The organism is Myxococcus hansupus (assembly GCF_000280925.3).
Taxonomy (GTDB): Bacteria; Myxococcota; Myxococcia; order Myxococcales; family Myxococcaceae; genus Myxococcus; species Myxococcus hansupus.
In genome coordinates this window covers 8,480,418-8,500,066 of sequence record NZ_CP012109.1, presented here as the reverse complement: position 1 = coordinate 8,500,066, position 19,649 = coordinate 8,480,418, and the positions used below count along the sequence as shown (strand labels likewise).

Sequence of the window (19,649 nt, the reverse complement as noted above, 5' to 3'; positions counted from 1 at the left end):
CTTACCTCTGGAGCTTTCGAACAGGCGACCGGGCGGGGGCCGGGGTCCGCTCGGGCGGGAGGGTCGCGAGCCACGCGTCCACGTCCGCCACGCGCTCGTCCATGCCCGCCTCGCTGAAGCGCGCCCGGGCCTGGACCGCCTGCCCCCGGGCCTCCGGAGGCTGCTGGGTCTGCCACAGGGCCTGGGCCAGGGCGAACCCCGACTCGGCCAGCACGTCCGGCGGTGCCGAGGCGAAGGCGACGGCCTGCCGCAGCGGCTCCACCGACTCCCGCGCCTTGCCCAGCCCCAGCAGCGCCTGTCCCACGCCGTCGTAGGAGTACTGGAGCCGCTCGTCGTCCGCGGGCAGCGCCGCGCGCTTGAGGGCGAGCGCTTCCTCATAGGCTTTGAGCGCCTCGTCGTAGCGCTTCAGGCCCTGGAGGCACATGCCCACCTCGTCCAGGGCCTCCGCGTAGGGGATGCTCTTGTCGCCCAGGGCCGCCTTGCGGACGCGGGCCGCCGCCTGGGCGTGCTCCAGGGCCTTGGCGTCCTGCTTCAGCTCGCGCAGCGTCAGCGACAGCATGCCGTGGCGCTGGGCCATGTCCGGGTGCCAGGGGCCCACGGCGGCCTCGGTCAGCGCCAGGGCGTCCTCCAGCAGCTCCACGGCCTTCTCGGTCTGCCCCAAGTCGAGCATGACGCCGCCGAGCAGGAAGCTGGTGCGCGCGCGCTTGGGGTGGCCCAGGGGCAGGGCGCGGGCCTGAAGCGCCTTGGCCTGCTCCAGCAACGCGCGCGCGTCCTCGAAGCGCTCTTGCGACACGGCGAGGTTGGCCTCGTTCATCCGCACGTCGGCCTCGAGCACGGGCTCGCCGCCCACGCGCTGGAGCGTGGCGTGCGCCAGCTCACCCCAGCCGGCGGCTTGCGCGAAGTGCTGCTGCCCGTCCTCCACGAAGAGGAGCTTGTTGAGGATGGCGACCTTCAAGCGGTCCGCGCGTCCCGCCTCGGCGTCGCGCACGGCGTGGAAGAGCAGCTTCGAGGCGTCGGGGGACTGGCCGTTCTGTTCGTGGAGCCAGCCCAGGTGGAAGCGCAGCTCCGCCACCAGTGGCAGGTGGCCCGTGGCGAGCACCGGCGCTTCCAACGCGCGCGCGGCCTCCAGGGCCGCCGGGTAGCGCCCCGCGTCCACCATGGCCTTCACGCCCGCGACCTGCTCCTCCAACTGCTCGATGTGGGCGCGCTTCTCCGGGTCCGAGGGCAGGCGCTGCTGTTCGGCCAGGGACTCCTCGTCCTCGCACTCGCCCAGGGAGGGCAGGGCGTGCACGGCGTCCAGGGACTTGGTGACCAGCGCCGTGTCCGCGCTGGAGAGCAGGTCCACCGTGGCGCGCAAGTCCTTCTGCCGCCGCGCCAGGCACACCGTCCGCCGCGTCAGCAGCTCCTCGGTCTGCACGCCGTGGACGTGGGTGGCTTCACACGCCTCGGTGCTCTGCCGCTTCCACTCGTTCGCGTAGCCGTCCAGCACCTGGGTGACCTTGCCGGCCAGGTCCTGCGCGTAGGGCTTGCCGGTGGCGAGGAACGCCGCCTCCACCTGCTGCCGGGCCGACGGGCTCCACACCGAGTCCATGCGCGCTCCCGCCGCGGCGCAGACCTGGGACTGCTGGAAGAGGACGCCGCCGACCAGGGCCACGCCCATGGCCGTGGCGCTGGCGCCCGCGGCCCAGCGGCGGCGCTTCGTCAGCCGGTGCTCCTGCGAGAGGGCGCCGAGCAGCTCCGTCATCGACGCGAAGCGCGCGGCCGGGTCCAGCGACAGGCCGCGCATCATCGCCTGGCGCACCCATCCGGGCACCTTGGCGTCGCGCGGCGGCTCTTGGATGACGACGGGGGGCGGCAGCGGCTTGGCGGGCTCGCGCTCCAGCGGGGCGGTCACCTGGAGCGGCTCGGTGACTTCCACGGCGGGCTGGCCCTGGGCCTTCAGCGAGGAGGCGTAGGCCTCCATCTTCGACGGCTCGAAGGGGCGCTGGCGGAAGAGGGCCCAGTACAGCGCCACGCAGAAGCTGAACTGGTCCGAGCGCGGGTCCAGGTCCGCTCCGCGGAACTGCTCCGGCGACATGTAGCTGGGCGTGCCGATGATGAGGCCCGCCTCGGTGAGGGGCGTGTCCAGCATGCGCCGCTCGGAGGGCACCAGGGACTGCGCCTCCTCCGGCAGGGGCTCTTCCTGGGGCAGCGTGCCCACGGGCCGGGCCAGGCCGAAGTCGGTGACGAAGACGCGGCCCGCCTTGCTCACCAGCACGTTGGCGGGCTTGAAGTCGCGGTGCACCAGCCCCGCTTCGTGCGCGGCCTGGAGTCCGCGGCCGGCGTCGAGGAAGGACGCCAGGATTTCGCGCCAGGAGCGTTGGCCCTCCTTCACCCACGAGGCCAGCGTGCCGCCGTCCACCAGCTCCATGGCGAGGAAGACGCGGTCACCCCAGACGTCCACGTCGAAGATGGGGATGACGTTGGGGTGCGAGACGCGCGCCATGGCCTGCGCCTCGCGCAGCAACCGGGCTCGGGCCTCCTCCGTGTCCGTCCGGCTGTCCGCGTGGAGCAGCTTGAGGGCCACCTTGCGGTCCAGGTCCGGGTCATAGGCCGCGTACACCACGCCCATGCCGCCCTGTCCCAGGCGCTTGAGGAGGAAGTAGCGCCCCACCTGGGGGACGGGGGGCGCGTCCTCGCGCCGTGAACCCGGGCCGGTGCCGTAGGCGTCGTCCTCGCGGCCCGTGCCCGCGTTTCCTCTTCCGCTGTTTTTCATGGTCATGGCCGGTGCACCCGGCGTGACTCTATCCGTGCTCGCCCATCAGGCCCATGTTCCAGCCCGCCCGAATGGTTGGTCACGCACCAGGCGGGTGTCGGCTGTGACCGACGCGCATCCGGAGGAGCGGGGACAACCGCTTGAAATGACGCGCGAGCATGTGTCCCTGCGCGGCGGCACGGCGCGGCGCTTCGGTAGAGAGGCACTCTCCCGATTCGGGAATGCGCGAAGCGGCCTGGTGGGGCTGTGAGAGGGATGACGTCGACTGCATGACAGGCGACATGCGAAGGCGCGTCGCGGTTCGGGCGGGTCAGCTCTTGAGAGGGGAAGGAGGATGTCGCTGCAGTGCAATGAATTGAGCGCGCAGCTCAAGGCGCGTGGGCCGGCACTGAAGAAGGACTGGCTGCTCAAGAAGCAAGTCGCTGGCGGAGGACGCGGAGTCGCTGGGCGCCAAGCCTGGTCGTCGTCGGGAACCTCGAGGCGGGGAGTGTCACCGTGGGGGAGCGTGGCAGCCTGGCCGTGGGTGGGAGTTTGAAGGCACGCCGGCTGGATGGGGATGGGTGGACTCTGGTGCAGGGGGACGTCGACGCGGGCCTGGTCTGTGACTACTACGAAGCCGGTGAGTTCGGCGTGGCGGGCACGCTGCGGAGTCAGCTCGCGGTGTTCTCGAACCCGAGGACGAGGAAATGGGCGTCCCGCAGGTGGACTTCCGCAAGCTGCTGAATCTGGCCGAGGCGGGGAAGCCCTTCCTGCGCGAATAAAGACGCTGTCGGGGCGTGCCCGCGTGCACGCCCCCAGCGGTGCGGTTACGTTCGCGCGGGCACTTCCCGGTAGGTGATGCCGTCGAGCTGCTGCCGCCGCGCGGCCTCCATGAATCGCTCTGTGCCAATGACCATGGTCGCGAAGTTGCCGACGCGGAACAGGTCGACTCCCGAGGGGAGCGAGGCCGCATCCAGGATGGGCGCTTCCGGACGCGAGAAGCCATGCCGGCCGCACGTTTCGCACGGAGGCGGTACCTCCGAGGGAATGCAGTCAGGGTGCAGGCGGCCCAGCGGTTCCATCTGGAGTTCCAGGAGCTCGGGCGGGGACTTCTGCCGGAACGTCAGCTCGGTTCGGCAGCCCACCAGTCCTTCGACACCGTCTGCTTGAAGACGTGACAACACGCCGGGCTGGACCAGCAGCAGCAGTTGCTCGACCCAGGCGGTGGGGCCGAATCGGCCCGTCGCCTTGCCCATCAAGGGACCGAAGCCCGTTCCAGGGGGGAGCACGGCATGCGGAGGCACGAGGGGACGCACCAGCTCCCGGAGGCGTGCGAATTCGGAGAAGGGCTCGGGACGGGGACGCTCGAACAGCGCTCGCTCGGGGAGGCGCGACAAATCAACGCAGGGGTAGTCGTACCCGACGTCGCTCCACGTGGCGCCGCACGTGGGGCAGTGCACTCCAGGGAGGCCCCACTTGTGCCACGCATCGATGGTGCCGCCCGAATGTGTCGCGGACGATGTGTCCTCGCCAAGCCAGAAGAACCGTGTCATCGCTGGGTCGAGTAGTACGACTGGATGGGGCCGCCCAGCAATTGGAAGCGGTAGATGAGCTCCCCCGCGTGTTTGTAGATGTCCGCGGGCGTGGCTCTGGGGTGGGCCAGCATGAAGTCGCGCCACGCCTGGTTCCAGGCGCCGCCTCGGCCATCCCCTCCGTGAATCTTCCGATGGAGATCGCGAGGTATCGGCAGGGTGTAGTTATGAATCTTGACGCCCTGGCGCTCGAACCACCTCGCGAGGAGTTCGGCCTGCGGGAAGATGTGGTGCTTCTCGAAGCGGCCGGCGGGGAGTTGATGCGTGGGCGGCACGGTGCGCTCACGCGCGCCATTCCAGTTCGGAAACACCATCACGGGTGCCGCGCTGTTGGGATGCCTGGGGTCGCGCCCCCTGTTCCGCCTGGGTCCGCTTCCTGGCGCTGCGGCAACGGGAGGTCGCGCGGGAGGAAGCCGCGCCGGCCTCACTTCAGGAGCCAGGTTCTCGCAGAGATAGAGCCCGCACGTGTCCTGGTCGCACTGGAGCGAAACGCAGGGGTCTTCATGGGCTGGGAGGCAGGCCTCCGATAGCTCGCCTGGCGCGCTCCTGCGTTCGTCGTGCGCGACAGTCGAACAGCCCACCACGGCCACAGCCAGCAGCAGCAAGAGCGCATCGGAGCGTCGCACAGTCACCGAACCCTCTCCGAAGGAGTACCAGCACGTGCACGCACGCGCCGGCCCGGCTACCTTCGCGCCGCCATGTCCCTTCGCAAGGATTACATCGAGCGGCTCATCGAGGAGTTCGCCGCCGCCCTCTCCCGCATCATCAAGGCGCGCCGGGAGAAGAAGCTCGCGGATGCGCAGAACCTCATTCAAGAGACGGCGCTGTCCACGTTGGGCATGGAGTACGCCGCCCTCCTGATGGCGGACCCCGTGTCCACCGCGAAACTGTTGGGTGCCCCCACGCGCGTGAAGGTGCTGGCCCGGCTGGTGGCGGAGGACGGCGAGTTGATCGCCGAGCAAGGTGACACCGCCACGGCCACCGCCCGCTTCCAGTATGCACTGGCCTTGTATGACGAGGTCCAGGCCCTGGGGCTCGCGCCGGACGGCGACGACACCGCCACCATCGCCCGCATGCACGCCTGGCTGGCCGAGCCGCATTCCCGCTGAGTCCAATCCCTGTCATCCCCACGGCGGATGACTCGCGGAGTCGGTCGGCCAGTCGACATCCCGGACGCCCGGATGTCTTCCATTGGGCGTGTCCAAAGGCACCCTCGGGGACCCCTGGGTTGCGTGTCAGGCCATTCCCCTGGTTACAATGGTAGGCCATTTCTTCACGCCAGACACCTGGGGGGTGTGCGTGTCCTTCATCCAGCTTCCGCGGAGCGTCGTCTCGTGCCGTAACCTCGTTGGAGGAAGCTGGCAGGTGCCCCCAGGGGCGGTGCAGCTCGATGTGCGGAGTCCTTACACGGGCACCGTCATTGGCAAGGTTCCCCTCACGCCCGCGTCAGGAGTGGCCCAGGTGGTGGAGGCCGCGAAGGTGGCGTCGGCTTCCTGGAGGGACACGCCGCTGCGGGAGCGCACGCAGTACCTCTACCGCTTCCGCCAGCTCCTGGAGCGCGACCTGGATTCCCTGGCCCAGCTCGCCGCGAGCGAAGCGGGGAAGACGGTGGCGGAGGCCCGCGCGGGACTGCTCAAGGGCATGGAGGTCTGCGACTTCGCCCTGTCCCTGCAGAACCTCGACACGGGCGCGCACCTGGAAGTCAGTCGCGGCGTGTCGTGTGAATACCGCCGCGAGCCCCTGGGCGTCGTCGCGGGCATCACCCCGTTCAACTTCCCGGCGATGGTGCCGATGTGGATGTTCCCCATCGCCGTCACGCTGGGCAACGCCTTCATCCTCAAGCCGTCGGAGAAGGTGCCGCTCACCGCGTGCGCGCTGGGCGAGCTCATGTGCGAGGCCGGCTACCCCGCGGGCGTCTTCTCCGTCGTACATGGCAACAGGGAGGCGGTGGACGCGCTGGTGGCGCACCCGGACGTGCAGGCCGTGGGCTTCGTCGGCTCGTCCGCCGTCGCGCGCCACCTGTACGCGGAGGGCTGCAAGCGCGGCAAGCGCGTGCTGGCGCTGGGCAGCGCGAAGAACCACCTCATCGTCGTTCCGGACGCGGACCCGGAGCTGACGCCGCAGGCGGTGGTGGACTCGTTCACCGGCTGCGCGGGGCAGCGATGCATGGCGGCCAGCGTGCTGCTCGCCGTGGGCAACGTGGAGTCGCTCCTCCAGGAAGTCATCCGCCGCGCGGCGAAGCTGGAGGTGGGCCCGGGCATGGGGGCGCTCATCGACCGGGGCTCGCTGGATCGGCTGGAGACGGCCATCTCCCGCGCCGAGGCCGAGGGCGCGCGCGTGGTGCTGGACGGGCGTGGCCGCAAGCCGCAGGGCGAGCCGTGGTCCGGTGGCAACTGGCTGGGCCCCACGCTGCTGGACGGCGTGCGCCCGGAGATGGAGGCGGCCCGGCGCGAGCTGTTCGGTCCGGTGCTCTCCATCGTCCGCGTGCCCACGCTGTCCGCGGCGTTGGCCGTGGAGAACGCGTCGCCCTATGGGAACGCGGCGTCCATCTTCACCACGAACGGTGGGGTGGCGCAGACGGTGGTGGAGGGCGTGCGCGCCGGCATGGTGGGCGTCAACGTGGGCGTGCCTGTGCCGCGTGAGCCGTTCTCCTTCGGGGGCACGGGCGATTCGCGCTTCGGGCACGGGGACATCACCGGACCGTCCAGCCTCGACTTCTGGACGCAGGTGAAGAAGGTCACCCGCAAGTGGTCGGCCCGCACCGATGGCTCGTGGATGAGCTGAGTCGCGCTCCACGTCCCGAAGCCCCGGCATCTCCCGCCCCCCCGACTTTGCTCTCGCGCCCGCAAGGAGGGCGCTCCCATGGCCGAGAAAAAGAATCCCAATCACATCCGCCTCACCTCGCACCCGGATGGTGACGTCCCCAGCGTCCCCATCCGCTGGGGTGACGGCGAGCCGACGCGCCGGGGTCCCGTCGTCGCCACGCTCACCGAGCCGGGGCACCGCAACGTCATTGGCACGCACGCCGGCGCATACGCCGTGTACCGCGCGCTCGCCGTGGCCGCGGGCATGCTGCCGCAGGACCACCGCGCGGACCTGAAGAACACCGCGCCCGCCGCGCAGGTGGGGCCGCATCCGTCGTGGAGCGACCCGCAGCGCATCGTGTCGCTGGACCCGTGGGGCGCGATTGCGCCCCAGGCGTTCAAGCCCTTCACGGAGCAGGGCATCGACTTCCGGCCGACCATCGCCGTCACCAAGGCGCACATCAACTTCCCCGAGGTGCGCGACGCCATCGAGGCTGGCCGCCTGAAGCCCGACGGCGACCTGCTGCGCGACAACGGCGACATCAAGGTGACCAAGGCCGCGGTGGACCCGGTGTGGTACCTGCCCGGTATCGCGAAGCGCTTCGGCATGACGGAGAGCGCCCTGCGCCGCGGCCTCTTCGAGCAGACGGGCGGCATGTTCCCGGAGCTGATTACCCGCCCGGACCTGCACATCTTCCTGCCGCCCATTGGCGGGCTGACGCTCTACGTGTTCGGCGGCATCGAGACGTTGGCGGACAAGGACGTGCCGCTGACGGCGCGCGTGCATGACGAGTGCAATGGCTCGGACGTGTTCGGCAGCGACATCTGCACCTGCCGGCCCTACCTGGCGCACGGCATCGAGGAGTGCGTGCGCACCGCGCAGGCGGGCGGCGCGGGGCTCATCGTCTACCTGCGCAAGGAAGGCCGGGCGCTGGGCGAGGTGACGAAGTTCCTCGTCTACAACGCGCGCAAGCGCCAGGAAGGGGGCGACTCCGCGGCCACCTACTTCCAGCGCACCGAGTGCGTGGCCGGCGTGCAGGACATGCGCTTCCAGGAGCTGATGCCGGATGTGCTGCACTGGCTGGGCATCACCCGCATCCACCGCTTCGTGTCCATGAGCGACATGAAGCACGACGCGATTACGCGCTCGGGCATCGAAATCCTGGAGCGCGTCCCCATCCCCGACGAGCTCATCCCCGCTGACGCGAAGGTGGAGATGGAGGCGAAGAAGGCGGCGGGCTACTTCACGCAAGGCCCGGTGGCGGACGCGGCGGAGCTGGCGCAGGTGAAGGGGCGAGGCCTCGATGTCTGATTCCGCCTTGGCGAAGTCAGACCTCTCCCCCGCGGTGGCGTGGTTGCGCACGCCCTCCGCCATCCGCGAGCGGTGCCACCAGCTCCTGGACCTGGGGCTGGCGGGGAAGCTGGAGCACTTCCGCGTCGAGCCGTCGCGGCTGCCCATCGTGGTGGACACGGTGCTGCATGTGACGCGCGAGCACTACCCCACGCTGGACGTGCCGCTGCACAGTCGCTGGCGCCACTTCGACGTGGGCGGGGTGGCGCGTCTGGAGGAGCTGGAGGCGCGGCTCAAGGACGCGACGCTCCAGGAGCGGGCGCGCGCCAAGCTGGACCTGGTGGTGGTGAGCGTGCTGCTGGACGCGGGCAGTGGTCCGCACTGGCGCTACCAGGAGGCCGGCGGCAAGACGTGGGTGCGCTCCGAGGGACTGGCCGTGGCCAGCTTCCGCATGTTCATGGAGGGGCGCTTCTCCTCGGACCCGGACCGGCCGCTGCGCGTGGACGCGGAGGCGCTGGGCCGGCTCACGCGGGAGTCGCTCGCGCAGGGCATGCAGGTGACGGACGCGAATCCCGTGGACGGGCTGGACGGCCGGCTGCATCTGCTGCACGGGTTGGCCAAGGTGCTGCCCAGGCCCGGGGCGCTGCTGGACATCATCACCGCGCAGCAGCGCAGCGTCCGCGCCGCGGAGCTGCTCGGGTTGGTGCTGGAGGTGCTGGGCCCCATCTGGCCGGGCCGGGTGATGGTGGACGCGGTGAACCTGGGCGACGTGTGGCCGCACCCCGCGCTGGGGCCGGTGGAGAGCCTGGAGGCGCTGGTCCCCTTCCACAAGTTGTCCCAGTGGCTGACGTACTCGCTGGTGGAGCCGTTGTCCGAGGCCGGCGTGCTGGTGACGGAGCTGGACGGCCTCACCGGGCTGCCCGAGTACCGCAACGGCGGCCTGCTGGTGGACCTGGGCGTGTTGTCGCCGCGCGAGCCGCGCATCATCACGCAGTCCTTCCATCCCGGTGACGAGCCCATCGTCGAGTGGCGCGCGCTGACGGTGGCGCTGTTGGACCGGGTGGCGGCGCTGGTGCGGGGCCGGCTGGGCCTGAGCGCGGAGGAGCTGCCGTTGGGCAAGGTGCTCCAGGGCGGGACGTGGACCGCGGGCCGGCGCGTGGCGGCGGAGCGGCGCCCCGGCGGCGGGCCGCCCATCCGCGTGGACAGTGACGGCACGGTGTTCTGACACGACGCGACTGCTGACCCCCGAGGAGGATGCGATGGACTTTCCGAACTGCACGGTGGTGGACCACCCGCTGGTGAAGCACAAGCTCACGCAGATGCGCCGGGTGGAGACGAGCACCGCCTCCTTCCGGGCGCTGCTCCAGGAGGTCTCGCTGCTGCTCGCCTACGAGGCGCTGCGGGACCTCAAGGTGCGCGAGGAGGACATCCAGACGCCCATGGCGCGCACCTCGGCGCCGGTGCTGGACGGCAAGAAGCTGGTGCTCGTGGCCATCATGCGCGCGGGGCAGGGCATCCTCGATGGGATGCTGCAGCTCGTACCCTCCGCGCGCGTGGGCCACATCGGCCTGTACCGCGACCCGGAGACGCTCTCGCCGGTGGAGTACTACTACCGCGTGCCCGGCCAGCTCGCGGACCGGGACGTGGTGGTGTGCGACCCGATGCTGGCCACGGGCAACTCCGCGGTGGCCGCGCTCCAGCGACTGAAGAAGAGCAAGCCCGGCTCGTTGCGCTTCGTGTGTCTGCTGGCGTGCCCGGAGGGCCTGACGAACCTGCGTGAGCACCACCCGGACGTCCACGTCTACACCGCGGCCGTCGACGAGCGGCTGGACGAGCACGGCTACATCCTCCCGGGCCTGGGCGACGCGGGGGACCGGCTCTTCGGGACGAAGTAGTCCGGCGTGGAGACATCCCTCAACCGGCAACGATGCGTTGGCGGCCGGCCGCGTCCGGAACAGGATGCGCGCCGCGTCCGGGGCCGACGCCACGGGGTCGAGGAGTCATCCATGCGAGACGTGTCTCTTCGAGCCCGAGGCCTCGCCGCCTGGCTCGGGTGTGCCGGAATGGTGTCGCTGGGCCTGTCGAGCCCCGCGCGGGCAGAGTCGGAGCCGTGTGCGTGCACCATGTCGAACCAGAGCGTTGTCTCCGAGGTGCCATGCCTCGTCATCCGGGCCTCCGCCAGCTCCTGCGAGTACAGCAATGTGCGCAATGCCTGTGACGAGGCGGTGACGCTCGTCGACTGGCCGCTGGCGTCCTGCCCGAATGGCGTGTGCAGCGTGGAGCTGTTGCCGGAGCAGGCGGCGGACTTCGTCTTCACTGGCATCAGGAACAGGGAGGAACCCTTCCACGTGCAGTCGGGCACCGTGCGCAGGGACGGTGTGGCGCACCAGGTCGCCATCAGCGCGGAGATATTGTGCGTGGCGCACATCCCTCCGCGTCCGAACGAGGGTTGCTCGGCCGCGCCAGGCGCTTGGGGCGCGGCTGGCCTGACGCTGCTCGCGGGCGTGGTGGCGCGTCGGCGTCGCGCCCGAGCACACGCGGGCTGAGCGGTGAGGGGCGCCCGGAAGGCGCAAGGCCAGGTCGCGTGAGGCGCCTTGTCACGGGCTCTCAGGTGCGGGCCGCCCCGGCGCGAGGGCCTGTTCGCCGGGCCTGAGCTCATTCACCTCCCACGGCGTGCGCTTGGGGCCGCGGAGCTTGGCGATGTCCTCCGGGATGTACAGCCGCGTCCCGGCGGGCGGCGTGTTGCCGAAGTGCGTGAGCACGTGGTTCAGCACCGCGGCCAGCTCCACGTCCTGGAGATGTCCCATGGATGGCATGGGCGCGCCCCAGCGCGGGCTCGTCAGTCCGTGGAGGTGCAGCTCCACCAGGTACTCGCGTCCGCCCGGCGCGGCGAAGAGGCGCGCGGTGTCGGAGAGGCCCGGGTACTGGTCCCAGCCCTGCCCGTCGCGGCCGTGACAGTTCCGGCAGTTGCTCGCGTAGGAGTGCTCGCCCACCTCCTGCCATTCGAAGTCGTGGGCGGGGGCGGGCTCGTAGCGGGCCAGCGTGTACTGCTCGTCGGAGAGCACGAGCTGCGCGGAGCGCATCCAGGCGAAGAGCGCGGCGCCGAGGATGAGCAGCGCCGCGATGGCGTAGGTGGCGATGTTCGCCACGAGGTGTCTCATGGTGGCAAGTCTCCGGCCTAGGCGAGGTTGAACTTCTCGAGGTGGATGCGGGCCTCGGGGACGTCCCGCTCCTGGAGGGCTTCGTGCACCGCGTCCATCATGGGCGGCGGGCCGCAAATGAAGAAGAAGCGCGCGAGCTTCTCCTTCGGCAGGTGCCGGTCGAGCACCTCGCCCGTGAGGTTGCCGCGCTCACCGTCCCAGTCGTCGGCGGGCTCCCTCAGGACGTAGACGATGTGGAGGTCGAGCTGCTTCTCCAGCTCGGCCAGGGCCTCGCGGTAGGCCACGCCGTCCCAGTCATTGTCCGCGTAAAAGAGCGTGACGGGCCGCGGGTCCTTCCGGTCCGCCATGGTGCGCAGGAAGGACAGCATGGGGGTGATGCCCACGCCTCCGGCGATGAACACGTAACCCACGGCCGGATAGCGGTCGATGCTGAAGGCGCCGTGAGGCCCGTCGAGGAAGGCCCGCGTGCCCTGGCCGACCTCCCCGATGCGTCCGCTGAAGTCGCCCAGGGACTTGATGCCGAACTCCACCCGGTTGGACTGCTCGGCGCTGGAGGAGAAGCTGAAGGGGTGCTCCTCCAGCGTGAAGGGCGTGCCCTCCAGCTTCAGCCACGCGAACTGGCCCGGCAGGAAGCGCATGCCGTGGTTGCCCACGGGCTCCAGCACCAGGGAGTGCGTGCCCCCGCGTTCGGCGCGGACCTCCGCGACGCGCCAGTGGTAGTTGCGCTGCCACGCCGGGCGGATGACGCGCAGGAAGATGACCAGTCCCACCATGGCGGCGGACGTCACCACCCAGATGGCGTGCTTCCAGGGCGTGTTGGTGTAGAGGCCCGCCAACGAGACATGGAGCTGGGCGAAGACGATGGCCGCCACGCCCAGCACCAGGTGCAGCAGGCGCCAGCGCTCGTAGCTGAGCTTGAGCCGCTGGCGGAAAATCGAGGACACCACCAGGAGGACGAGCATGAGCACGCTCATCAGCGCGCAGCGGCTGGCCCAGTTTCCGCCCAGGGGGTTGAGCAGCTTCAGACGGGACGGGTTGTCGATGACGATGATGAGCGGGTGCGCCAGCACGAGGCACACGGCCACCATGGCGATCTGCCGGTGATACTGGAGGATGATGTCGATGCCGTAGGGCGCGGTGATGCGCTTGAAGCGCGCGATGAGCACGAACTGCACGGCGATTTGCGTCAGCCCCACGAAGCCCAGGGCCACCGACAGCTCGAGCCAGAACGAGCGGCCCGACGGCGCGGGGGGGATGAGCATCAAGAAGACGGGCACCAGCACGACCAGCAGGTAGAGGCTGATCCAGAAGAAGCCAGACATCACGCGGTTCATGCGGAAACTCCCATCAGGTCCCGTAGCGCGGGCGGGGAACGCGGAGGGTCGACGTGTTTGACGCACTGTTGACGACGCGACCGAGGCTGCTCACCCCTGCGACCAGGCGTACGGGCCTGACTGGTCCCTTCGTTGGTCCGTGCACACCGTTGAGCGGAACGCATGCCGTGAAAGGAGTGGCAACGATGGCCGAAAAACGCACGCCGAAGTCACGTGAGCCGTCCGACTCTCCGCAGCCGGACACCCGCCTGCGCGAAGCCATGAGCGACCCGGAGACGGAGCGACGTGACGCGGAGGACCGCGAGGTGACCAACGAGGCCCACCGCTGGGGGGAAGAGGGTAACTCGCGCGAGGAGCGGGGCTACCCCCGTGAGGGCGACGCCTCGAGCGACAAGGGCAAGCCGTAGCCCAAGGGTCTCCGGACACCCTTCCAGGGGCGTGGGGTGTCTGCATTAGGCTGGGGGTGTGTCCGCCTCCGTCCTCCTGCTGCTGCCCCTGTTGTCCGCCGTCACCCCCACGCGCGTGGAGCTGGTGTTTGGCGGGGATGTGATTCCCCATGGGGAGGTGAAGGCGGTCGCGAGGCTGCACGCGCGCAACGGGCCCCCGGCCCTGCCCGGTGGGAAGGGGCCCTCGCTCAACCATGAGGGCTGGGGCCATGTCTTCGGCCCCATCGCGGACGTGCTGCGCACCGCGGACGTGGGCGTCGTCAATCTGGAGACGCCCGTCACCGACAACAAGAAGGCGGTGGCCCGCGAGCTGTTGTTCAACGCGCCGTCGGCCATGGTGCACGCGCTGGCCTCGGCCGGGGTGAAGGTGGTCTCCACCGCGAACAACCACGCGAGGGACCAGCACCCCGCGGGCCTCCTGGAGACGTTGAAGCACCTGGACGCTGCGGGCATCCGCCACGCGGGCACAGGCGCGTCGAAGTCCGCCGCGTGGGAGCCCGCCTTCGTGGACGTGCGGGGGATGAAGGTGGGTTTCCTGTCGTTCACGCGGCTGTTGAACGGCTTCAGCAATCCGAAGGACGCGCAGGCGCCGCAGGTCGCGCTGGTGCCCTATTCCAGGCACGAGGCCCACCGGGGCGAGCTGCCCGAGCAGGCGGTGGAGGCCGTGCGCGCCGCGGCGGCGCGGTGTGACGCGCTCATCGTCCTGGTGCACTGGGGCACCGAGTACACCTCCACGCCGCGCCCCGAGGACCGCGCGTTGGGACAAGCGCTGCTGGATGCGGGGGCGCTGGCGGTCATCGGGCATCACCCGCACGTGCTTCAGCCGCTGGAGTCGTATCCGACGAAGGATGGGCGCAAGGGGCTCATCGCGTTCTCGTTGGGGAACCTGGTGTCGAACCAGGACCGCTTCTACCGGCACCCGGTGGGGAAGAAGGGGGCGGGTGGGGACAAGCGGGACTCGATGTTGCTGCGGCTGTCGTTGGAGCGGGCCGGGCCTGGGACGCCGGTGGCATTGGGCGAGGTGGCGGTGTTGCCGGTGTGGGTCGAAAACAACGCGGTGGGGCGGGCGCGCAAGGAGGTCCGGAACATCCAGCCGGTGCTCATCGACCGGGAGGTGGAGGCGGTGACGGAGCGGCTCGCGTGGCTGTCGGCGCGCTCGGCTTTGGACAAGGAGGCGCGGACGCAGAAGGCGCTGCTGGAGCGGCGGTTGGAGGGCTCGAAGCAGCGGCGGGAGCGCATCCTTCGCATGCTGCCGGAGGGCTTCGCGGTGGCTTCACCTGAGCTGCGGCAGCGCGGCCCCGAGGCGCTGGCGCCGAGGGCCTCGGCGCCCCATCCCTGAGGGCAAAGGCACGCGCGGGTGGGCCTGCGTTCATTGTGGCTGTGATATGTCCATGGTCTTTCATTTCAGGGGACCGCAGGGTGAGTCCGCTTCTGAGCAAGTCACGGTGGCGCCTGGGTTAGAGTGGTCCCTATGCGTCAATCCGCCCTGCTGCTCCTGCCCCTGCTGTTGTTGGCTTGCAAGAAGGACTCGAAAGAGCCCGGTCTGAAGGAGGCCGCTGTCCACGTTCAGATGCGCTACTCCACCACCTTCAAGCAGGGTTGCATCAAGGTGCTGGCGGAAGGTGGGACGGGAAACCGAGCCGAGAAGTCCCTCCCGATGACGGAGCATTTCAACGAGGCGGAACCGGCGTTGGATGTGGCGGTCTTCCGTCAAGAGGGTTGGTCACGGGACGTGCAAATCACGGTCACCGCGTACGAACTGAACTGCGATTCGGACCGAGTCGCAGCCCGGCAGAAGCAGACGTTCAGCTTCGCGAAGGCTGGCAAGCAGACGTGGGACGTCGGCGAGTTGCATACCGTGGACGAGGATGGCGATGGCTATGTCGCCAGGGACGCCGTGAGCGGTCTGGGCTCGGATTGCAACGATGACGACCGGGAGGCTTATCCTTCCGCAGCCGAGCGGTGCAATGGTCGCGACGACAACTGTGACGGTGTCGTGGACGACGGGCTGGAGACTCAAGCTTGGTACGAGGACAACGACGAGGACGGCTTTGGGAACAGCGCGGCAGTGGTGCAGGCATGCGCGAAGCCCGAAGGGAAGTACGTCGCCAATGCAGGTGACTGCGATGATGGGAACCGTAATGTACATCCGGATGCCTTTGAGGCGTGCAATGGCCGTGATGACAATTGCAATGACCAGATAGACGAGACATTTAGGGAAGGGCAGCAGGCTCTGGATGCGCCCTGTTCGGCCGCGTGCCCTGGCAGGTATGCGTGCAATGCCGCTCAGACTGGAACGGAGTGCGTGGCTCCCGCTCCGACCTTGCTCTACACCGATGCGGATGGAGACGGGGACGGCCTGAGAGACAGTGCTTCGGTGGGGAACCTGTGCCCAGGTGAGACGCTTCCTCCGATGATGTCGGAGAACACGCTGGACTGCGATGATCGCGATAGCGCCACGAACATCCGGGGCGTGGAAGTCTGCGATGGTCTCGACAATGACTGCGACGGGATGGTGGACGAAGGGACGTCCTGCGGAGAGCTGAGGCGAATTGTTGAACCGGCACTCGCGGGGCGTCAGTGGAGGACAGTTGTTGTTCATCCGTCCGGTTATCCCGTCTGGGTGGCGGGAATGAACGGTGCGTTAGCCGTGAAATTGGATGCGAATTCGCTGTTCGTGAATCATGACAGTGGCACAACAGGCGGTTGCCCCGCCACTGGAGGTGAGAGGCCGGATTGGCGTGCGGCGTGGGTCAACCCTACAAATGGGTATGTCACGATCGCGGGGGGGGACGGACGGTTCGCGGACCATAATAGGGGCACATGCGGCCCCCTCCTCCAAGTCAATCTGAATAGTCCTGGTGACTACCTTTCAGGCATTGTGAGTGTAGGGTCACCTCTTCAGACCTTTGCAGTCTCCACATTGGGGCACCTGTTTGAGTTGGCTCACGATCCCCCGCTGAGGCATCAGTCGGAAGGCAGGTACTGGGGACTGCATTCACTCGGACCGGGGGCGTTGTATGCGGTGGGAACGGTGAACAGGTCGGGGGCGCTTTCCCCAGTGGTGAACCAATATACTCGCCCTAGCTGGAATTCGCCGACGAGGCAAAGTCTTCAGGTGCCGTCTGGATATGATGGTGGGATGCGAGCGGTAGGCGCTGTTGATCCAGGACTCATTTTTGTTGTGGGCGATGGCGGCCTTGTCTTACGGGGAAGTGGCCAGTCAATAGACTGGGCGCGGGTGTCATCTCTGGATGAGGACGAAATCGACTATGTCAGTGTCGTTGTCCCGCAAGGTTCCGAGAGTGCATATGTTGTAGGCAATGATGCCGCTAGGGGGTATCTGCATCGGTTTACCCGTCATGGCCGAGCGGCGAATCCAACGTTTGCTTCAAGCGGACCAATCGCACACCTCCATAGTATCGCTATGACTTCGGCGGGAAATTTCTGGATCGTCGGGGATGATGGCCATGTCTATCATTTCCCCGAGCCTCCTCCCTCTTTTCAAGAGTAGATTGACGGTGTATTTCGCGCAGCTTTTGCTCTGGGCGGTTGTGTGGTTTAGAGTCCTGGCATGCTCGATGCCAGGACTTGGGGGCGGTGCCTGATGCTTGCCGCATGTATGTGGATTGTCATTCCCGTGCATGCGGCCAGGGCGGAGGGTGAGTTCGAACGGCATATCGAGGAGGCAGTCCGCCTCTACGACGACCTCGAATACGAGTTGGCGCTCAAGCAGTTGGAGCGCGCACGTGGAAGCCTTAAGGGGACACGTGACCGGGTCACGCTTGCGCTGCACAAGGGCATCATCAGCGCGGACCTGGGGAAGTGGCAGGAGGCGCGCGATGAATTTCGTTCAGCGCTCTTGCTGGAGCCCGACGCGCGCTTGCCCCTCCGTGTCTCCCCCAAGGTGTCGCGAGAGTTCGAAGCCCAGCGTGGCCGGGTGAAGACGGAGCTGGCGCGGCGGCGGAATGACTCGCCTACGGTCGAGGCCTCCCTCGGAGAGCGCGGGGACGAGGCTCCCCCGTCGACGGCGGATGCTGCCGCCAGCTTGCCCGCAGCGCTGACACCCTCTGAAGGACTCGCGGCGCCATCGTCGACGGTTTCTCCGGCACGGGTGGCTACGTCGAGCAAACCTGGGATTCGCTTGGGGGGGCGTCGGGTTCCCCTGACCAGCGTGGCGTTGCTGGGCGCGGGCATCGTGGCGGGAGGCACGGGAGCCGCGTTCGGATTGTCTTCTCGCGGGAAGATCGCAGATGCACGGGAAGCTCCGTTCTACGACCAGTTCGTGGATCATCACGGTCAGGCACAGCGGAGTGCGCGGACGGCCAACGTGCTGTTCGGCACGGCGGCCGGCGCTGCTGTCGGTGCCCTGGTGACCTGGCTTCTTCTGGGAGAAACGGACGCCGCCGCGTCGCAAGAGGGAGGTGCGCGATGATTCGTTGGAGCGTGGCGCTGCTGGCACTGATGCTCACCGCGTGTTCCGTGCCGAGCCTGGAGGAACTCCAAGGGGACCGTCCGCGGGCCTGTAATGCGCAACGCGGCTGTGGCGCGGGACAGGTATGTCTCTTCGGCGCGTGTCAGGATTCGCCCTGCGGCACGCGGACTCCAACGACGGCGTATGTCGATGCGGATGGGGACGGATACGCCGCAGATGACGCGGCGTCACGCGTGTTTTGTGATGCGGTGCCACCGGGCTATGCCACGAACCGTGGTGACTGTGATGACTCCAACGCGCAGGTGTATCCGGGAGCGTTGGAACTCTGCAACGGACGGGACGACAACTGCGATGGGCAGATGGAGCAGGGGTCGGTGACCCGGACCTGGTATCTGGACCAAGATCGGGATGGGTTCGGACGTAATGGGCCTGGCGTGGAGGCGTGTGATCCGCCCAGCGAGCGCCATGTCAATGTCTCGGGCGACTGCGACGACGAGTGGGCAGCGGTCCACCCGAATGCCCAGGAGCTGTGCAACGGTCTGGACGACAACTGCGACGGCACCGTGGACGAGTCGTTCCCAGAGGTCGGAATGGCCTGCACAGCAGCTTGTGGTGGGCGGTTTATGTGCAACGCGACCCAGGATGGGACGGTGTGCGAAGGAACGCCACGGACGCAGTACTTCGCGGACGTGGATGGGGACGGGGAGGGCGACAGGAATGGCGCACCACTCGGGGAGGGGTGCCCGGGAGAGACGCCTCCGGCGGGGATGGTCGCGAACAGCCTGGACTGCGATGACAACGATGACGGCACGAGTTCCCAGCGAATGGAAATCTGCGACGGTTTGGACAACAACTGTGACGGCCGTGTGGACGAGGGAATGTCCTGTGGTCAGTTGAGGCGGGTTGTTGACCCAGCCCTGACAGGGCGCCAGTGGAGGGCGGTGGCGGTGCACCCGGATGGCTATCCGGTCTGGGTGGCGGGAATGGACGGTAAGCTGGCGGTGAAGATGAGCGCGACGTCAGCGTTCGTAAGTCACGACAGTGGTTTGGCCACCGGGTGTAGCCATCAGGGAAACAGCCCAGATTGGCATGCAGTGTGGGTTCATCCAGGCAATGCGTATGCTGTCGTGGCTGGTGAGGACGGTTGGATTGCCGAACACAACATGGGCTTCTGTAGCTCCCCCCTGAAGTACGACCTCCCAGGTGATAATGACTACTTCTCTGGGGTTGTTGGCGTAGGGAGCCCTCTTCGAGTGTTTGCAGCCTCCACCCTGGGCCATTTGTACGAGGGGTCAGGGCCGGTGCTGCGCCATAACTCGGATGGCAGGTACTGGGGCCTTCATGCGGCGGGTCAGGACATGCTGTACGCGGTGGGGTCGGCTGGGGAAGGAGCACCGTTCAGCCCGGTGATAAATCAATTCCACCAATCGAATTGGAGCAACCCGACCACTCAGATTCTCCAGGGCGTTTCAGGCTACAACGGTAGCTTGCGCGCGGTGTGGGCCGTAAGTCCGTTACTCGTCTTCGCAGTGGGTGATGCCGGCCTCGTAATGGCAGGAAGTGCTTTATCGCCGAACTGGGAGCGAATCCTTCCTCCACGTGGCGGCGCGCCTGACTTCGTCAGTGTTTCCGTACCCTCTGGGCCTATCAGTGCTTACATCCTCGGAAACGGTGGCTCCGGGCAGCGGCTTTATCGGCTGACGCAGCATGGTTGGGCCAAGGCTCCGACCTTCGCTCAAGGCAATCCGACTGTCTCACTCCGCAGCCTCGCCATGACCTCGGCGGGGAACTTCTGGATCGTCGGAGACGACGGCCACGTCTACCACTTCCCGGAGGGGGCAACGCAGTAGCC

Annotated in this window: 17 protein-coding genes; 12 read left to right on the top strand and 5 right to left on the bottom strand. The window is 68.1% G+C overall.

Features of this window, described 5'->3' with window-relative positions; genetic code table 11:
- Nucleotide 1: 1 nt before the first annotated feature.
- Nucleotides 2-2,761: a serine/threonine-protein kinase gene (locus A176_RS33490; protein WP_002637716.1), complete on the bottom strand. Its 2,760-nt coding sequence runs from the start codon at nt 2,759-2,761 to the stop codon at nt 2-4.
- Nucleotides 2,762-3,250: 489 nt separating this feature from the next.
- On the opposite strand from A176_RS33490, the gene A176_RS38960 reads away from it, so the two are divergent.
- Nucleotides 3,251-3,478: a hypothetical protein gene (locus tag A176_RS38960; protein ID WP_044890221.1), complete on the top strand. Its 228-nt coding sequence runs from the start codon at nt 3,251-3,253 to the stop codon at nt 3,476-3,478.
- An 83-nt stretch (nt 3,479-3,561) separates the two neighbouring features.
- Here the strand turns inward: A176_RS38960 and sitI6 are convergent, their stop codons facing one another.
- Complete coding sequence (gene sitI6 / locus A176_RS33485; RefSeq protein ID WP_044890220.1) at nt 3,562-4,287, bottom strand: SitI6 family double-CXXCG motif immunity protein; 726 nt, start codon at nt 4,285-4,287, stop codon at nt 3,562-3,564.
- Nucleotides 4,284-4,952 carry a SitA6 family polymorphic toxin lipoprotein gene (sitA6, locus tag A176_RS33480; protein ID WP_044890258.1) on the bottom strand — a complete coding sequence of 223 codons (669 nt, stop codon included), beginning with the start codon at nt 4,950-4,952 and terminating at the stop codon, nt 4,284-4,286. Before sitA6 ends, sitI6 begins: the two co-directional genes overlap by 4 nt.
- A 72-nt stretch (nt 4,953-5,024) precedes the next feature.
- On the opposite strand from sitA6, the gene A176_RS33475 reads away from it, so the two are divergent.
- The 6 genes from A176_RS33475 to A176_RS33450 all read left to right on the top strand — a co-directional run bounded on the left by A176_RS33475 (nt 5,025) and on the right by A176_RS33450 (nt 10,967).
- Nucleotides 5,025-5,435 (top strand): hypothetical protein, encoded by a 411-nt coding sequence (locus A176_RS33475; protein ID WP_002637711.1) that lies wholly within the window; start codon nt 5,025-5,027, stop codon nt 5,433-5,435.
- Between the two features lie 148 nt (nt 5,436-5,583).
- Nucleotides 5,584-7,110: a CoA-acylating methylmalonate-semialdehyde dehydrogenase gene (locus A176_RS33470; RefSeq protein ID WP_002637710.1), complete on the top strand. Its 1,527-nt coding sequence runs from the start codon at nt 5,584-5,586 to the stop codon at nt 7,108-7,110.
- 78 nt (nt 7,111-7,188) lie between these two features.
- Nucleotides 7,189-8,442: a GTP cyclohydrolase II gene (locus A176_RS33465; RefSeq protein ID WP_002637709.1), complete on the top strand. Its 1,254-nt coding sequence runs from the start codon at nt 7,189-7,191 to the stop codon at nt 8,440-8,442.
- Entirely contained in the window at nt 8,435-9,646 is a 1,212-nt protein-coding gene (locus A176_RS33460) for a DUF1688 family protein (RefSeq protein ID WP_002637708.1), read from the top strand. Before A176_RS33465 ends, A176_RS33460 begins: the two co-directional genes overlap by 8 nt.
- 34 nt (nt 9,647-9,680) lie before the next feature.
- The gene (gene upp / locus A176_RS33455; RefSeq protein ID WP_002637707.1) at nt 9,681-10,316 is read left to right on the top strand and encodes a uracil phosphoribosyltransferase; all 636 of its coding nucleotides are present in this window, start codon (nt 9,681-9,683) and stop codon (nt 10,314-10,316) included.
- 111 nt (nt 10,317-10,427) lie between these two features.
- Nucleotides 10,428-10,967 (top strand): MXAN_0125 family MYXO-CTERM protein, encoded by a 540-nt coding sequence (locus tag A176_RS33450; RefSeq protein ID WP_044890219.1) that lies wholly within the window; start codon nt 10,428-10,430, stop codon nt 10,965-10,967.
- Nucleotides 10,968-11,018: 51 nt separating this feature from the next.
- Here A176_RS33450 and A176_RS33445 read toward each other — a convergent pair whose 3' ends face one another.
- Nucleotides 11,019-11,582, bottom strand: coding sequence for a c-type cytochrome (locus A176_RS33445; RefSeq protein WP_049872421.1), 564 nt, complete (start codon nt 11,580-11,582; stop codon nt 11,019-11,021).
- A 17-nt stretch (nt 11,583-11,599) separates the two neighbouring features.
- Complete coding sequence (locus A176_RS33440) at nt 11,600-12,916, bottom strand: ferredoxin reductase family protein (RefSeq protein ID WP_002637704.1); 1,317 nt, start codon at nt 12,914-12,916, stop codon at nt 11,600-11,602.
- A 185-nt stretch (nt 12,917-13,101) separates the two neighbouring features.
- Here A176_RS33440 and A176_RS33435 point away from each other — a divergent pair, with 185 nt between their 5' ends.
- The 5 genes from A176_RS33435 to A176_RS38425 all read left to right on the top strand — a co-directional run bounded on the left by A176_RS33435 (nt 13,102) and on the right by A176_RS38425 (nt 19,647).
- Nucleotides 13,102-13,323, top strand: coding sequence for a hypothetical protein (locus A176_RS33435; protein ID WP_002637702.1), 222 nt, complete (start codon nt 13,102-13,104; stop codon nt 13,321-13,323).
- Nucleotides 13,324-13,381: 58 nt separating this feature from the next.
- Nucleotides 13,382-14,701, top strand: a complete 1,320-nt coding sequence (locus tag A176_RS33430) for a CapA family protein (RefSeq protein ID WP_002637701.1) — start codon at nt 13,382-13,384, stop codon at nt 14,699-14,701.
- 132 nt (nt 14,702-14,833) lie between these two features.
- Nucleotides 14,834-16,876, top strand: coding sequence for a putative metal-binding motif-containing protein (locus A176_RS38430; RefSeq protein ID WP_002637700.1), 2,043 nt, complete (start codon nt 14,834-14,836; stop codon nt 16,874-16,876).
- 60 nt (nt 16,877-16,936) lie between these two features.
- The gene (locus tag A176_RS33420) at nt 16,937-17,797 is read left to right on the top strand and encodes a hypothetical protein (RefSeq protein WP_044890217.1); all 861 of its coding nucleotides are present in this window, start codon (nt 16,937-16,939) and stop codon (nt 17,795-17,797) included.
- Nucleotides 17,794-19,647 (top strand): putative metal-binding motif-containing protein, encoded by a 1,854-nt coding sequence (locus A176_RS38425; RefSeq protein WP_002637698.1) that lies wholly within the window; start codon nt 17,794-17,796, stop codon nt 19,645-19,647. Before A176_RS33420 ends, A176_RS38425 begins: the two co-directional genes overlap by 4 nt.
- Nucleotides 19,648-19,649 lie beyond the last annotated feature (2 nt).

What these genes read in the sequence shown, in the direction of transcription:
- A176_RS33475 (WP_002637711.1), top strand. Translation starts at nt 5,025, where the DNA reads ATGTCCCTTCGCAAGGATTACATCGAGCGGCTCATCGAGGAGTTCGCC.
- upp (WP_002637707.1), top strand. Translation starts at nt 9,681, where the DNA reads ATGGACTTTCCGAACTGCACGGTGGTGGACCACCCGCTGGTGAAGCAC.
- A176_RS33420 (WP_044890217.1), top strand. Translation starts at nt 16,937, where the DNA reads ATGCTCGATGCCAGGACTTGGGGGCGGTGCCTGATGCTTGCCGCATGT.
- A176_RS33440 (WP_002637704.1), bottom strand. Translation starts at nt 12,916, where the DNA reads ATGAACCGCGTGATGTCTGGCTTCTTCTGGATCAGCCTCTACCTGCTG.
- sitI6 (WP_044890220.1), bottom strand. Translation starts at nt 4,287, where the DNA reads ATGACACGGTTCTTCTGGCTTGGCGAGGACACATCGTCCGCGACACAT.
- A176_RS33450 (WP_044890219.1), top strand. Translation starts at nt 10,428, where the DNA reads ATGCGAGACGTGTCTCTTCGAGCCCGAGGCCTCGCCGCCTGGCTCGGG.
- A176_RS38430 (WP_002637700.1), top strand. Translation starts at nt 14,834, where the DNA reads ATGCGTCAATCCGCCCTGCTGCTCCTGCCCCTGCTGTTGTTGGCTTGC.
- A176_RS33490 (WP_002637716.1), bottom strand. Translation starts at nt 2,761, where the DNA reads ATGACCATGAAAAACAGCGGAAGAGGAAACGCGGGCACGGGCCGCGAG.
- A176_RS33465 (WP_002637709.1), top strand. Translation starts at nt 7,189, where the DNA reads ATGGCCGAGAAAAAGAATCCCAATCACATCCGCCTCACCTCGCACCCG.
- A176_RS33460 (WP_002637708.1), top strand. Translation starts at nt 8,435, where the DNA reads ATGTCTGATTCCGCCTTGGCGAAGTCAGACCTCTCCCCCGCGGTGGCG.
- A176_RS33445 (WP_049872421.1), bottom strand. Translation starts at nt 11,582, where the DNA reads ATGAGACACCTCGTGGCGAACATCGCCACCTACGCCATCGCGGCGCTG.
- A176_RS33470 (WP_002637710.1), top strand. Translation starts at nt 5,584, where the DNA reads ATGGTAGGCCATTTCTTCACGCCAGACACCTGGGGGGTGTGCGTGTCC.
- A176_RS38425 (WP_002637698.1), top strand. Translation starts at nt 17,794, where the DNA reads ATGATTCGTTGGAGCGTGGCGCTGCTGGCACTGATGCTCACCGCGTGT.
- A176_RS33435 (WP_002637702.1), top strand. Translation starts at nt 13,102, where the DNA reads ATGGCCGAAAAACGCACGCCGAAGTCACGTGAGCCGTCCGACTCTCCG.